Consider the following 14257-nt stretch of genomic DNA (forward strand, 5'->3'; position numbering starts at 1 on the left):
CAGGGATGCTGTCGCGCGAAGGTGTTGATTACTGTGGAATCCGTCGTCCGGGCGACCTGCGGACGAGCCGTCCGCCCTCGCGAGCCGCCCGGGAAGCCCGAGGAAAGGTGCGCAGATGGCAGCCGACAGGACGAACGTGCAGGGAATGTCGCTGGACCTCCCCACCCCGGACGGTGTCGCCGACGCCTATCTCGCCCACCCTGACGACGGCCGGCCGCACCCCGGGGTCCTGTTGTACATGGATGCCTTCGGACTGCGGCCGTCCTTGGAGGCGATGGCCAGGCAGCTGGCCGGGCACGGCTACACGGTGCTGGTGCCCAACGTCTTCCATCGCTCCGGGCGTGCACCGCTGGTGGACCTGCCCGACCTCATCGATCCCTCCCAGCGGCCGGAGATCTTCGAACAGCTCGGTCCGGTGATGGCGGCGCTCACCCCTGCATTGGCGATGCGGGACGCCGGCGCCTACCTCGACTGGCTGGCTGCCCATCCCCTGGTCGCCGAAGGGCCGGTCGGCACCACCGGTTACTGCATGGGTGGCGTCCTCGGGATCCGGACCGCCGCGGCCTACTCCGAACGGATCGCGGCCGCTGCATCCTTCCACGCCGGGCGCCTGGCCACCGACGCCGAGGACAGTCCGCACCGGCTCGCCGATCGCATCACGGCGGAACTGTTCTTCGGCCACGCCGACCGGGACCCGTCGTTGCCGGCCGACCAGATCAAGAGGCTGGAGCAGACGCTCGACGCCGCCGGCGTGCGCTACCGCAGCGAACTGTACGAAGGCGCCCACCACGGTTTCACCCAGACCGACACTGCCGCGTACGACGCCAACGCGAACGACCGTCACTGGCACGACCTGCTGGAACTCTTCGGGCGCACGCTCTGACACCGATGGGCGGCCGAAGCCCGGACATCCCTCGCCGGCCGAAGACCGGACAGCCGTTGCCGGACGGCTGTCGTTCGGCCGAAGGCCACGCCGTTCCGTCAGAAGGGTCCCTGCATTCCCGCTGAGCCGCCGGCGGGGGAAGAGGGGCAGTAGTGATTGATGAGACCGTCGTGTCGGTTGGTCCGAGCGGCCCTGTGCGCGTCGGGGTGATCGAGCCGAGGACGGCGCCCGTGCAGCAGGAAAGTGGCGATGCGGGAGGGCAGGTGGGTGAAGGTGTCTTTCATCGGTCCTCCGATCGAAGCGTCCATTGCGGCGAGTCTACGAGGTACGGGCTGACGCGCACGGCGGTCTGAGCAAGACCTGAGGTTGAGGCTCGGCAGGGGCGGCCGGGAGAGGGCACAGCGGTGGACGGATGCTGCGTCGCGCCGCCTAACTCCCGCTTCAGAAAGGTGAGTTCACCCAGTTCGATCAAGCGGTGCGGTCACCGCGACATGTGTTCCCTCAGCAGATCCGCGATAGCGGCGTGGCCTGTCTCCTTCTCCCACGACGCGCCGCCTCCGCCCAACGCAGTGACGGTGAACACGACCAGTTCGGTGCCGTCGGGCCGCGGGGTTCGGGAGGACTCGCACGTGTCGTCCGGCCCGATCTTCGCCTGCCCGCGCAGCTCCGTTTCGATGTCCTTGCCACACCACGTACTGGCCTGGTCCAGGGCCGTGCGGCCTTGCTTGTCGGTTCGGTGGGCGTCGGCGCCGTGGCGCAGCAGGTCCCGCACGATGCCTGTTGCTCCGAATTCGGCGGCGGCCATCAGCGGGGTGCGGTCGCCACAGCCGGCGTCAGGGTCTGCGTTCGCTTCCAGGAGGAGATGGACGGTGTCGTGGCGACCATTGGTGGCCGCCCAGAGCAGAGCGGTGTAGCCGGTGCCGTCATCCTCCCTGAGATTGGGGTCGGCGCCGTGGGCGAGGAGTTCGCGTACCGCCTCGGTGTGGCCCCAACACGCCGCCGCGCACAGCGGCAGCCCTTCCGTCCCGGGCTCGCCCCTGCTCTCCGCGTCGGGCGACGCTCCTGCTTCGAGGAGCAGGCGCACGATGTCGGCCGCTCCCGATACCGCAGCCAGGTACAGGGGCGGCGTCTCACCATCCGCGTCGGCCGCACTCGGGGAGGCCCCCTTGCTCAGGAGTTCCTCCACTCGATCCGGCGCCAATTCGTAGATGGCGTCGATCAGCTGATCGGTCAGCGCGTTGACCACACCGCCCCTTTCCTCGTTCTTGCCTCTTCCGTACCTTCCTTGCGCACGGCGTGGGGACGCGGGAGAAGACGCTCTCCACACTGCCGACGACGCCGGGCCGGTAGGCATGCCTCCAGCCTGGCACCACTCCAGCACTACTTCGTCAGACCGGAGGATGTACCTGCATCCGACTCCGGGAGTACGAGGTGGCCCCCGACCACTACGGGACGGCCGAGCCCAGGGAACCCCTGCCCACCACCGCGCACCCTCAGCTCGGCACCCTGATGGCGACGGCGCTCGCGAAGTCAGCGGCGAGGCGGCACAGATCTCCTCCCGCACCGTCGCTGACCCGAGCGGCGTGCACGAGCGCCTGACCGAACGACGTGGGCCACTGGACCACACAGCCGTTGTCGTTCCCACTGGCCTTGGCGGACGGGACACCCGCAACCGATATCGGCGTCGGCTCCGGGGACACGGGCATGTCCTTCGCATAGATGAGCCGGAACGTGCCGGACGCCGTGGTCCCGGAGCCGTAGAGCCCCCAGGTGCAGATCCTCATAGGGGATTCGCCGTTGCCGACGCTCTCGGGCCGGCCCCCGCCCAGGCCCCACTGCCTGGCCATGGCGGTGTCGACCGCCGTGCACGGGTCAAGAGCGGAGCCCGGTACGGCCGACGTCGTCGACAACGGTTCGGTGGCGGACGGTGCGCCGGACGGCATGGTGCCCGGGAAACCGCCCATGGGATCCGAGCTGTCGTTGCTGCCATCGCTCGCCAGCTGCCAGATTCCTCCACCGGCCGCCGCGGAGAGCAGGACCACGGCGATCGCCACGATCAGCATGCGCCGGGATCTGCTTCCTGGTGGTGGAGCGTCCCGGTGAGCCGACTCAACCCAGACTTGCCTGTCCTCATCCCATTGGTTCATGCCGACTACCCCTGATTTCCAAGGAGTTGCGTGATCTGCTGCACGACGACCGCCGCGGAGGCGAGGGAGGCCGCGGCAGTAGCGCCGAGGTCGAGACGCTCGCGCAGCCACTGCAGGCGGTCACGCCGCACCTGCCCCACGGCGCCGATCTCCTCCTCGGCCTCGGCGAGTTGGGTATCGACCTCGGAGATCTCGTCACTGGGGCTGAGCAGGCGCAGTTGCTCGCGCAGGGCCCCTACTGCCATGAGGAGTTCGGGGGACGCGTCGATCAACTGCGTCGAGGCGTCGAGGGCTCGGGCGTGCGGGCCGGAAGCCGCAGCACCGCCGGCCATGAGGCCGATGCTGACGCCGCCGGTGACAGCCGGAGGCACCACGGGCGGGCCCCCGCTCTCGCGCGAGGACGGCAGGGGCGCCGGCCGGCCGACGCGCCGCGAGCGGTCCTCGGCGGTGGCCCCTTCCCCGGCCGCCACCGCGCCGCCGGTCAACACGCCGACACTGATGCCACCTGAACCCGTTTGTGGCGACGTCGAGTTGGCCGACGCGGCGACGGTCTCCTCGCCCTCCTCCGGCTCTTGCGTCCCCGTTGTCACAGCCGACCACCCTTCGCGTCCACAGCCGCATCCACTTGCTTCGCCGAAGCCCGCTCGCCCGTCGCGACCGCGCCGCCGCTCATCTCCCCGATGAACACCCCGCCCCCGCTCACGTTGACGATGTACTGCTCGAACTCGCCCATCTCGTAGCCCTTTGTGTGCAGCGCTTCGCGCACCCCGCTCGCGATCCGGTCCTGCAACGTCTTGACGTACCGGCTGATGTCCATCTCCTGCAGCAAGGAGACCTCCTTCACGCTCCCCAGCTCCCGCACCGACGCGGCCGGCCCGTCCGGCAGTGCGTACTGCGGCATCGTCAACCAGGTGCGGAAGACCGAGACGGCGGTGTGGAGGAGGGAGATCCCGGCGGCGAAACCCGCCGATGGGCTGGTGAGCAGGCTGCGCACGACGTCGCGCAGCGGCCCCGCCGCATCCCCCGCCGCGATCACGTCCACCGACTTGAACTCCGGGCGGACCGGGGTGAGTACGTGCGGTACGACCTCCAGGACCAGCATGCCGCCCTGGGTGTGGACGCGGACCAGGAGGGAGACCCCGACCTGTTCGTCCCATGCCCCGACGCGGACACGCAGGAAGTGCCGGCGCGCCTCGCCGCCCTCGCCGACGGCGCCGTCGAGGTGTTGCCGGACGCTGGCGGGATCGTAGTCGATGTGACCTCGCTCCCTCCCGACCGGCAGGAAGACCATTTCGTCGATTTCGAGGGAGCGGAGCCGGTCGCGGCTGGTGGCCGCCGCCGACGTCCGCAGGGCCTCCAGGCGTGGCTTGATGAGGTCGATGACCTCGCGCCCGGTGAGCGGCACCTCGTCAGCGCCGGCCTCCGCCCCGGCGTCGGAACCCCGCGTCGGGTCCAGGTGCTTCTCCGGCGACTCCTGCGGCGTCCACTTCAACTCGATGACGAGCGACCACGGTTTGTACGGCTCGCCGGCTCCGACGAAGGGCCTGAAGGGGTCGTAGATCGCCAGGCTCGCGTACTGTTCGCGGTCGATCGCCGCGCCGATGCGCCGGTACGAGGCGCTGTCCGGCAGCTCCTCGCGGGGCGCCTCGGCATAGGCACCGCGACTCAACGTGTCCCGCATGACGGAGACGATGTGCACCCGGTGCACCCACACGGGCGGCACCAGCAGGGCAGGAAAGAACACGGCCGCCCATGCGTCACCGCCGCTGAACAGCGTGAAGAGCACCGCCGCCCAGTAGAGGAGCCCCACGGCCGACGGCACAACAGGCAGCACCGCCTTCAGCCGGCCGCGCGTCGCCTCCTTGAGCACGGCGCGTCCGAGGGGGAAGACGGATCCCCTGCCCCCGCGCACGAACCAGGGCACGAAGCAGACCAGCCCGTACGCCAGGAACCACGGGATGGGCAAAAACGTCGCCGAGCCGATCCCGGACAGCCCGAACACGATGAACACCGCCCAGATGCCCAGCAGCACGATCCCGATCTCCGCCTCCCGGCGGCGGGCACGCAACGCATGCGCCAGGACCGGCAAGGCATCGATGCCGAGCGAGGGCGCGATCGGGCGCTCCTCGTGCTCGACGAGCTGCTCGATGACGCGACGGCGGAACTCGCTGTCGAAGTAGACACCCGCGCACAGCAACCGGGTGGCCTCGCTGCGGGTGTGCTGCGGCGCCGGCCTCGAAGGCGACGCGGCAGTCTGCTCAGGCACGGTCATACATCCCCCGATGGACGAACTCCGCTCCCTTTACGGGTGGGGAGCAAGTTGCGATGGATGGCAGTATGACGGCCACCTCCCTGACCTCGGAAGGGAATTTCGGCATTCTCACCGTCTATTTCCGGCCGGTGAGAATGGCTGCTGAGCGTGTACAGAACCACGCGCAGTCCGACCGCGGAGACACAGACCCGGGGAAGCACCGGTCACGATCTTCCGGGCAGTCGGCGATCTCGGCGAATCCGTCAACTCGGAATGCCACCTATTCGATTGTCGTCCCCTCGGTGAATTCACCATGAAATAACGAAGACCCGTTGGCCAGGGGGCCACTGGAGGGAACACGGGCGCCCGGTCGGGACTTCACCGTCGGCGCGCCCTGCCCGCATCGTCCGGCAGAAGGCCGCCTGCCTGAGAGAGTGTGCGGTTATGTCGACAATGAGGTTGCGTGCCACGGGCCGAGCGGCAGTGGGAGACGTATGGGAGCGCTACGCGCTACCCGCGAAATGGCCGAGCTGGTCTCCCCAGATCCGCAAGGTGAGCACCTCTCGGGAACGTATCGCTCCCGGCATGAAAGGGGAGGTCACGTCGTTCTTCGGAATCACCGTCCACTTCCTTGTCGAATCCGTCGACGAGACGCGTCGGCAGTGGGCGTGGCGGGTGCGACTGGGGCCGGTCCGGTTGCGTCTGCGCCACAGCGTCCACGCGGAGGAAGACGGGAGGGTCACCACGGGCCTGCGCATCGAAGGCCCTTTCCCTGCGGTCATCGCCTACGCCTGCCTCGTTCAGCCGGCCTTGCACCGTCTCGTCCGGCCGTGAGCGCTGCCCCTCCCTTCTCGACGGCGCCTCAGTCCGTCGTGAGGGGCTGCGTGCGGGCGATGAGGAGGGCGACGTCATCGGGATCGTCGGGGCGACGTAGTTCGCGCAGGAGCCGGTCGCAGGTTTCCTCCAGAGAGCGGTCGGGCGCGTCGAGCAGGTGGCGGAGGGCTTCCAGGCGTTCGTCGATGGCGTCGCGGCGGGTTTCGACCAACCCGTCTGTGTAGAGGACGAGTTGGTCGCCGGGAGCCAGGGGGATGGTGGTGGTCTCGAAGGGGACGCCCCCGACTCCGAGCGGAGTGCCGGTGGGCAGGTCGAGGAGGACGGGGCGCGCGCCGCTGCGTACGAGGACCGGGGGCATGTGGCCGGCGGTGGCGATGCGGCATTCGGCGCGGTGTGGGTCGTAGACGGCGTAGACGCAGGTGGCGATGTAGTGCTCCAGCCCTGAGGTGATCTTGTCGAGATGCTGGAGGATCTCGGCGGGCTCGAGGTCGAGATCGGCGAAGGCGCTGGTGGCGGTGCGCAGGCGGCCCATGGTGGCGGCTGCGTCGATGCCGCTGCCCATGACGTCGCCCACGACGAGTGCGGTCTTCTGGCCGTCGAGCGGGAGGACGTCGTACCAGTCGCCGCCGATCTCATAGGTGGCCTGTGCGGGCCGGTAGCGCGAGGCGATCCGCAGTCCGGGCAGGTGCGGCGGGTGATCGGGAAGCAGGCTGCGCTGCAGGGTCTCGGCGGCGTTGCGCACGCTCTCGTGGGAGCGGGCGTTGTCGATGCACACGGCGGCGCGGGAGGCCAGCTCCCCGGCGAGGGCAAGGTCGTCCTCGCCGAAGGGTTGCCGGCGACGGGCACGGCTGAGCCCGAGGAAGCCGAGGATCTCGCCGCGTGCGGTGAGCGGGACCAGCATGTAGGAGTGCACCCCGGCGCGGGCCAGCATCCTGGCGGCGTGGGCATCGCGGGCGATGTGTGCCAGGTCGTCGTCCGTGACGTGGGAGATCAGGATCGGTCGGCCGGTGCGCACGCATCGGGTCGCGAGGCGGTCGGCGGCGTAGGTGACGATGCGGCCGGGCGGGTCGGCGGCGTACACGGCTTCGGTGGGGTAGGCGGCCTTCACCGCGAGGGCACGGAAGAGGGCGGGGCCGTCGCGGGTCGGCGCGCGGTGCTCGTCGAGGGCGGAGTCGAGCACATCGACGGTGCCGACGTCGGCCAGCTCGGGAATGGTGACCTCGGCAAGCTCCCGGGCGGTCTGTCCCACTTCCAAGGTGGTGCCGATACGCGCGGCGCCGTCGGCCATCAGGGCCAGGCGCTGCCGGGCCTCGGCGGCCTCCGTGGCCGCCTGATAGCGGTCGGTGACATCCAGCACCAGATCGGCCACGCCGATCACACGCCCATGGGGGTCCTCCAACCGGTACAGCGAGATCGACCAGGCGTGCTTGTACGGGTCGGCGGGGGTCCGGCCGACGATCGTGGACTGATCGACCATGGGGGTCCCGGTCTTGAGCACCTGGTGCATCGCGGCCTCGGGGACCTCGAACTTCGAGGAGGTCATGATCTCGCGGTAGTGCCGGCCGAGGTGTTCTTCGGCGGGGATGCCGTGCATCCGTTCCAGGGCGGGGTTGACGGCCACGTACCGCAGGTCGGTGTCGAGGATCGCCAGCCCGATGGGCGACTGGGAGATCAGCCGGGTGGAGAGTGCGACATCCCGCTCGACCTCGCGAAGGGTCGGTGAGTCGGTGGCGAGTCCCAGGACGTAGAAGTCGCCCCGGTCGTTCAGCAGCCGCATGTTGCGCAGCTCCACCAGCCGGGTGCTGCCGTCCTTGTGCCGTACGGGGAACGCGCCGCCCCAGCTCTGGCCCGTCTCCATCACGGAGGCGAACTTCCTGATCACCAGGTTCCAGTTCTCCTCGCGGATGAGCAGCGGCGCGGCGTACTGCCCGAGGGCCTCCTCGGCGGTGTAGCCGTACAGGTCCTCGGCCTGCGGGCTCCACAGGGCGATCCGCCCGTCCGCGTCCAGGAGCACCGCCGCGACACCGAGCAGGTCCATCAGGCCGCTCGGCTGCCCGCTCCATGCCTCGGGCTGCTGTGGCTCCGACCGGGGCCGCTGTGCCGTTCCCTCCGGCCGCGACGTCCGTGGCTCGGGCTGCCTTCCCGCGGGCCGACCGGTGTCAGCCCGGTGCCCTTCGACTGTGGTCACCCCGGCGCTCCTTCCACCTGGCAGGCCCACGCCGGCCGTCCCCGTACCGCCGTGGCCCGTCCGCTTCCCCCTCTGCGGCCTGCCGTCTCTCTCCCGTGCCCTTTCGGTGCTCCGTCGAGTGCCCTTATCCGGCCTGTCCCGTCCCTCGTCCGGTAAGGGCTTCGACTTCCATGGTCCTCCTCGATCGGGCGACCGCACACCCTGAGGGGCGGGCGCACTCCGGGCGAAGGCTGTCCGGAGCGGCGGGGCGGATCGGGGTGCGCTGGAAGAGCGGCACCCCCACCGTTCGGGGCATGGTTTCCGCCGGTAGCCGGGCCCGTGTGCACTTCGGTGACAGAGGGTGTCAGGATGAAGCCATGAGCAACGTGTTTTTCGACATCACCATCAATGGCGAGCCGGCCGGCCGGATCGTCTTCCAGCTGTTCGACGACGTGGTCCCCGAGACCGCGAGGAACTTCCGTGAGCTCGCCACCGGCGAGCACGGCTTCGGCTACGAGGGCTCCGGCTTCCACCGTGTCATCCCGGAGTTCATGCTCCAGGGTGGCGACTTCACCAACCACGACGGCACGGGCGGCAAGAGCATCTACGGCCAGAAGTTCGCGGACGAGAACTTCAAGCTGAAGCACACCAAGCCGGGTCAGCTGTCCATGGCCAACGCGGGCCCGAACACCAATGGCTCGCAGTTCTTCATCACCACGATCGTCACCAGCTGGCTCGACGGCAAGCACGTCGTCTTCGGTGAGGTCGTCGAGGGCATGGACCTCGTCAAGAAGATCGAGGGCCTGGGCTCGCGCAGCGGCGCCACCTCGGCCGACATCAAGATCTCGAAGTCCGGCGTCGTCGACGCCTGAGCTTCACCCGATCCCTCCGCGCGGTAATCGCGCACTCCGAGCCGGGCCGGGCAGCACCACATCAGTGACCGGGCGACCAAAGCCCAGGTCACCGGGCTGCCCGGGCCGGCTCGTCCGGTCCCGGGAGCACGCAGGCCGACCCCGGCATCCGGCCGGTGACCATCCCGGAACCGCCGCGAACTCCGGATCGTCAGTCATCACGTGAGTGATCAGGACAGCAGCGATCAGGACAGTCTCGTAAGTGATCAGGCCAGTCTTCCGGACGTCGACATCGACGCGTTCGTCAGTGACCTCGGCAGTACCCTCCACGGCTACCCCATCGGCAACCCGTACGCGGCGGTTGACGGTTGCGTATACGACCTCGAAGACGACCTGAACAGTGACACCACCGTCTTCTGGCTCCTCGGGGTGGCCGCCTCCGGCCCGTTCACGGTCTGGCGCGATCGGCGGTCGGACATCGACCGTGCGAGGAAGGCGCTGACAACGGCGCTCGGTGCCTTCCACGATCGCGCGGGCGCCTGTACGCACGATTCGCATCCGTGGGACGGGGGCGACGTCCACCACCCGGACGATCCCCTCGGCTTCATCGAGCTGATCCATGAAGCAGACGAGTGGCTGGACGACCCGGAGGACGAAGAGCCGTACGACACCAGCTTCACCGAGCTCTGGCGTTGCCCCGTCAACCTGGCCGCGATTGCCCGCGACACTCTCGAATACCTCGACCGTGAAGCGCCCGGGACGGCGAGATCGTCAGCCCTTGCCACTTCGTGACGGCATCGCGCGACTCCTCGGCCGCGCCGGCTCCCGTCGTGGCAGCCGCCGGCAGCCGGCGTCCGTCCGCCTCCGCACACCGGCCCGGTCGGTGCAGCGGATCGCGTCTCGGGTGCCCGGCTAGCCGACCACACCGCGCCGGGTGACCATGGAGGACGGGACCGGTCTCGGAGGGTCAGGCGCTGGGAGGCACCCGTGGCGCGCACCCGAACTACTGACGTACTCATCGCGGGCGCCGGCCCGGTCGGGCTGAGCGCGGCCGCCGAACTCCGCCGCCGGGGAGTGGAGTGCCGTCTAATCGACCGACTGCCGGCCCGCCTCCCGTACGCCAAGGCCGTCGGAATCCAGCCGCGCACCCTGGAGATCTGGGACCGGATGGGTCTTGCCCGCACCGCCCTGGAAACCGCCGTTCCGCTGAAGGGGCAGCTGATCTACGTCAACGGCCAGGAGCAGGCGCGGTTCCACCTCGAACTCCCGCCCGAGGTCCCCTACGGATTCGCCGCGCTGCCGCAGTACGAGACCGAGCGTCTTCTGGAGGAGTACCTCGCGAGCTTCGGCACGGCCATCGAACGCGGCACCGAGCTGCTGTCCTTCGCCCAGGACGCCGACGGGGTCACCGCCCAGTTGGACACGGCCTCGGGCGGCGAGGAGGTCCGAGCGCGCTACCTGATCGGATGCGACGGCGCGCACAGCGTCGTCCGCAAGGGTCTGGGCCTCACCTTCGAGGGCGGCGCCTTCGCCGAGGAGTACATGCTGGCCGACGTCGAGGCGGACTGGGACCTCCCGCACGGATACGCCATACGCTCCCTCCACCAAGCCGACGACGGCTCCACCGACGATCTGCTGGTCTGCGTCCCGCTGCCCGGCGCAGGCCGCTACCGGATGTCGATGCTGGTCCCGCCCGAACTCTCCACCCGGGCGGAGGACGGGGCGCCCGGGCGGGGCGACGGTGTCGCCCACGGCATGGAGGGCGGCCGCGCCCCGGAGCCGGCCCACGTCCAGGCCGCGGTGGACCGCCTCGCTCCCCGGCCGACCACCCTCTCCGGCATGCGCTGGTCCTCCGTCTTCCGCATCAGCCACCGCATCGTCGACCGCTACGCCGACGGCCGGGTTTTCGTCGCGGGCGACGCCGCCCACATTCACCCGCCCACCGGCGCCCAGGGCATGAACACCGGTATCCAGGACGCCTGCAACCTGGCCTGGAAACTCGCCCTCGTCGTCCGCGGAGAGGCAGGACCCGCCCTGCTCGCCAGTTACGACGCCGAACGCCGCCCGGTCGGCGAGGAGGTCGTCGGCCGGACCGTCCGCCACGCCACCCACGGCATGGAGGCCGACCCCGACGACCCACGGACCCTGATGCTCCGCGAGGCACAACTGCTCGTCGACTACCGGGGCGGCCCGCTCTCCAGCAGCGAGTACGGGCCGACCGATGCCCCGCAGCCCGGCGACCGCGCCCCGGACTGCACCGGCCTGACCGCGCCCATCGCCACCTACCCGCTGCGCCTGCTCGACCTCCTGCGCGGCCGCACCGGGCACGTGTTGGTGCTGTACGGGGCCGACCCTGCCGACCTCGCCGAAGCCGCCGGGGCCGCCGGAGCGCTGCGGATGCCTGACGGGAGCCCGGCCTCCTTCGACGGGGCCCGCCTGCAGACCGTCGCCCTCCTGGCCCACGACGCCGCGCCGACCGCCCTCGACGCCCTGGGTCTCCCTCAATACCGCGACGCCTCCGCGGAGTTCGCCCGGCTCTACCGCCCCGACGGCCCGACCGGCTTCCTCGTCCGCCCGGACGGGCAGCTCGGACCCCGTTTCCCGCTCACCCACACCGCGGCGGCCCTGTCCGGCTACCTCACGGCGCTGTCCGCGCCGGTCCCCTGACGGTTCGTGAGGATCACGGCTGCCGGAGGACAGCGGCTGCCGGACTACCCGCCCAAGCTCCTTCGCCCCTCCCGTACCGGCGGCGCGTCGGGCACGCCGCGTCGGTGTGGGGTGGCTCGCGGGTTACCGTCGGCGCATGGACGCTGATCGCCGGGGGTGGCTCCCCTGTGTGCTCGGCGGGGCGGTGTTTGTCGTATGCATGGCCGGCACCACGCTGCCGACCCCGCTCTACAGCCTTTACCAGCAGAAGTTCGGGTTCTCCGAGCTGATGGTGACGGTCGTGTACGCCGTGTACGCCTTCGGGGTCATCGGCGTGCTGCTGCTGGCGGGCAACGCCTCGGACGCCGTGGGCCGACGGCCGGTGCTGCTGGCGGGCCTGGGGTTCGCGGCGGCGAGCGCCGTCTGCTTCCTGTGCGCCACCGGTCTGGGCTGGCTGTACGCGGGGCGACTGCTGTCGGGCCTGTCCGCCGGCCTGTTCACCGGGGCCGCCACGGCGTACATCATGGAGTTGGCGCCTCACCGCGGCTCCCCCCGGGCCACGTTCGTGGCGACCGCCGCCAACATGGGCGGGCTGGGATGCGGCCCGCTGCTCGCCGGGGTGCTCGCGCAGTACGCCGACTGGCCGCTGTACCTGCCGTTCGCCGTACACCTGGCCCTGGTCGCCGGCTCGGCCGCCGTGCTGCTGTGGCTGCCGGAGACCGTGCGCGAGCGCCGGCCGTTCAGCACCGTACGGCCGCAGCGCCCCGGCCTGCCTCCCCAGGTGCGGGCGGTGTTCGGGCCCGCGGCGATCGCCTCCTTCGTGGGGTTCGCCTTGTTCGGGGTGTTCACCTCGGTCAGTCCGGCGTTCCTCTCGCAGTCCCTGGACGTGGACAACCACGCCGTGAGCGGGCTGGTCGTCGCGCTCGCCTTCTTCGCCTCGACAGCCGGGCAGCTGGTGGTCGGCCGCGTCGGGATGGAGCGCTCGCTGCCCCTGGGCTGCGCCGGGCTCTTCGGCGGGCTGGCGCTGCTCGCGGCCGCGCTGCGGTGGGACATGCTGCTGCTCGTGGTGCTGAGCGCGCTCGTCGGCGGCTGCGGGCAGGGGCTGGCCTTCCGCGGGGCCATGGCCGCGGTGGCCGAGGCATCGCCCCCGGACCGTCGCGGGGCGGTGATCTCGACGCTGTTCGTGGTGGCGTACGCGGGTATCTCGGTACCGGTGATCGGTGTGGGCGTCCTGACGGGCCCGCTCGGCCTGGAGGGCGCGGGGCTGGTGTTCATCGCGTGCATGGCCGTTCTGGTCACGACCGCGGCCGTCTACCTGCTCCGGCGGACGGTACGCACGAGGACGTGAGGACGTCTGTCCGGTGGTGACGGACCCCCCGCCCACGGGCCGGATCGGCCGGCTCAACGGCACGATCCGGACCCGCATCGCCTCGGCGACCACCGGACAGACACATCCGGGCAGCCGGCAGTCAGAGGGACGCGCTCTCGTACAGGGTCGGCCAGGCCCTCCGTACCGTCGAGGCGCAGCGAGACGAGCAGGCCCCCGGGGCGGAGCGTGTTCAGGGAACGGATGCGGGTGTCGCCGCCCTGGGTGTCCAGGACGACGTCCACGTCCCGCACGGCCTCGGCGACGTCAGCATCTGCATGCGGCGATCGGCGTCTCCCCCGTGCCCTGCCGGCGCACCTTTCGCACGCGCGAGGCGGGAGCGAAACCCGTATAGCGGCGTCCCGCAGACACCGGAATGAGTCCTGGTGTGAGGGCCGTCGGCCGCTGCCGTTCGCACCGCGGCCGACGGCCCTCGACAGCGTCAGCTGACCTTCTTCCACTCCTCGCAGCCGTTGGTCTCGAATATCTCGCCCTTGTTGATGGTCACGCGAGCCGGACCTTGCGGTGTGCCGTTGGCGATGATGCTGTCCAACTCTCCGGAGCTGTCCTTGTTGCGCGCCCAGTAGCACAGGGGAATGTCCGAGTCGGAGGGGCCGCCGGTCCGGTAGGTGCCGGCGTCGACGTCCTTGCCGACGAGGTAGCTGCCCTGACTGATGGTGGCCTCGGGGGCGTCCTTCTTCGGCTGTTCGGCCGGCTCGGCCTTCGTCTTCGGCTTGCCGGAAGCGGCCTGCTGCGTCTTCGGCGTCCTGGCTTCCGCCGTGACGGTGACGGTCACTGTGGGGGCAGGCTTGGCCTTCACCTTCGCCTCGGTGTTGCCGCTTCCGGCTGCTACTCCGACACCGAAGACCAGGAGCCCACCGACGACGCCCGCCGCAACCTTGAGTGCGGTGTGCTTCCTCTGCGGCTGCGGCGGGTACGGGTGCGGACCGAACGGCGACGGTGGCTGACCGAATGGCGACGTGGGCTGATGCGGATGCGACATGAACGCCCCCCTAGCGCTGTGCTGGTGGTGTGAAGACAGCCACTCGCCGTTGAAGGTTGTACGGCATTCGTCTTCGGCGCGGGGCGGAGCAGTGTCTGCGCCGACTCCT

At 70.3% G+C, this 14257-nt stretch carries 12 protein-coding genes; 6 read left to right on the top strand and 6 right to left on the bottom strand.

Annotated features, from left to right (window positions below):
- The first annotated feature begins 115 nt into the window (after window positions 1-115).
- Window positions 116-883, top strand: coding sequence for a dienelactone hydrolase family protein (locus ACH4FH_RS13070; RefSeq protein ID WP_398555866.1), 768 nt, complete (start codon window positions 116-118; stop codon window positions 881-883).
- Between the two features lie 481 nt (window positions 884-1364).
- On the opposite strand, the gene ACH4FH_RS13075 is transcribed toward ACH4FH_RS13070, so the two are convergent.
- The 4 genes from ACH4FH_RS13075 to ACH4FH_RS13090 all read right to left on the bottom strand — a co-directional run bounded on the left by ACH4FH_RS13075 (window position 1365) and on the right by ACH4FH_RS13090 (window position 5302).
- Entirely contained in the window at window positions 1365-2129 is a 765-nt protein-coding gene (locus tag ACH4FH_RS13075) for an ankyrin repeat domain-containing protein (protein ID WP_398555867.1), read from the bottom strand.
- Window positions 2130-2376: 247 nt separating this feature from the next.
- Window positions 2377-2946, bottom strand: a complete 570-nt coding sequence (locus tag ACH4FH_RS13080; protein WP_398555868.1) for a DUF3558 family protein — start codon at window positions 2944-2946, stop codon at window positions 2377-2379.
- 89 nt (window positions 2947-3035) lie between these two features.
- A complete protein-coding gene (locus ACH4FH_RS13085; RefSeq protein ID WP_398555869.1) occupies window positions 3036-3620 on the bottom strand; it encodes a hypothetical protein in 585 nt (194 codons plus the stop codon).
- A complete protein-coding gene (locus ACH4FH_RS13090; RefSeq protein ID WP_398555870.1) occupies window positions 3617-5302 on the bottom strand; it encodes a hypothetical protein in 1686 nt (561 codons plus the stop codon). Before ACH4FH_RS13090 ends, ACH4FH_RS13085 begins: the two co-directional genes overlap by 4 nt.
- 432 nt (window positions 5303-5734) lie before the next feature.
- Between ACH4FH_RS13090 and ACH4FH_RS13095 the strand changes: the two genes are divergently transcribed.
- Window positions 5735-6115: an SRPBCC family protein gene (locus ACH4FH_RS13095; protein WP_398556072.1), complete on the top strand. Its 381-nt coding sequence runs from the start codon at window positions 5735-5737 to the stop codon at window positions 6113-6115.
- A gap of 28 nt (window positions 6116-6143) precedes the next feature.
- On the opposite strand, the gene ACH4FH_RS13100 is transcribed toward ACH4FH_RS13095, so the two are convergent.
- On the bottom strand, window positions 6144-8303 hold the full coding sequence (locus ACH4FH_RS13100) for a SpoIIE family protein phosphatase (RefSeq protein ID WP_398555871.1): 2160 nt from the start codon (window positions 8301-8303) through the stop codon (window positions 6144-6146).
- Window positions 8304-8659: 356 nt separating this feature from the next.
- Here ACH4FH_RS13100 and ACH4FH_RS13105 point away from each other — a divergent pair, with 356 nt between their 5' ends.
- The 4 genes from ACH4FH_RS13105 (at window position 8660) to ACH4FH_RS13120 (ending at window position 13127) form a co-directional block, all read left to right on the top strand.
- Window positions 8660-9154 (top strand): peptidylprolyl isomerase, encoded by a 495-nt coding sequence (locus ACH4FH_RS13105; protein WP_398555872.1) that lies wholly within the window; start codon window positions 8660-8662, stop codon window positions 9152-9154.
- Window positions 9155-9355: 201 nt separating this feature from the next.
- Window positions 9356-9925 carry a hypothetical protein gene (locus tag ACH4FH_RS13110; RefSeq protein WP_398555873.1) on the top strand — a complete coding sequence of 190 codons (570 nt, stop codon included), beginning with the start codon at window positions 9356-9358 and terminating at the stop codon, window positions 9923-9925.
- A 195-nt stretch (window positions 9926-10120) separates the two neighbouring features.
- On the top strand, window positions 10121-11800 hold the full coding sequence (locus ACH4FH_RS13115; RefSeq protein WP_398555874.1) for an FAD-dependent monooxygenase: 1680 nt from the start codon (window positions 10121-10123) through the stop codon (window positions 11798-11800).
- A gap of 136 nt (window positions 11801-11936) precedes the next feature.
- A complete protein-coding gene (locus ACH4FH_RS13120) occupies window positions 11937-13127 on the top strand; it encodes an MFS transporter (protein WP_398555875.1) in 1191 nt (396 codons plus the stop codon).
- Between the two features lie 460 nt (window positions 13128-13587).
- On the opposite strand, the gene ACH4FH_RS13125 is transcribed toward ACH4FH_RS13120, so the two are convergent.
- Window positions 13588-14148 (bottom strand): hypothetical protein, encoded by a 561-nt coding sequence (locus tag ACH4FH_RS13125; RefSeq protein ID WP_398555876.1) that lies wholly within the window; start codon window positions 14146-14148, stop codon window positions 13588-13590.
- Window positions 14149-14257 lie beyond the last annotated feature (109 nt).

Origin of the sequence: Streptomyces sp. NPDC017993 (assembly GCF_044328065.1) — a bacterium.
Classification (GTDB): Bacteria; Actinomycetota; Actinomycetes; order Streptomycetales; family Streptomycetaceae; genus Streptomyces.

Coding starts and splice junctions, on each gene's coding strand:
- ACH4FH_RS13070 (WP_398555866.1), top strand. CDS start 116: ATGGCAGCCGACAGGACGAACGTGCAGGGAATGTCGCTGGACCTCCCC.
- ACH4FH_RS13080 (WP_398555868.1), bottom strand. CDS start 2,946: ATGCTGATCGTGGCGATCGCCGTGGTCCTGCTCTCCGCGGCGGCCGGT.
- ACH4FH_RS13090 (WP_398555870.1), bottom strand. CDS start 5,302: ATGACCGTGCCTGAGCAGACTGCCGCGTCGCCTTCGAGGCCGGCGCCG.
- ACH4FH_RS13095 (WP_398556072.1), top strand. CDS start 5,735: ATGAGGTTGCGTGCCACGGGCCGAGCGGCAGTGGGAGACGTATGGGAG.
- ACH4FH_RS13105 (WP_398555872.1), top strand. CDS start 8,660: ATGAGCAACGTGTTTTTCGACATCACCATCAATGGCGAGCCGGCCGGC.
- ACH4FH_RS13120 (WP_398555875.1), top strand. CDS start 11,937: ATGGACGCTGATCGCCGGGGGTGGCTCCCCTGTGTGCTCGGCGGGGCG.
- ACH4FH_RS13125 (WP_398555876.1), bottom strand. CDS start 14,148: ATGTCGCATCCGCATCAGCCCACGTCGCCATTCGGTCAGCCACCGTCG.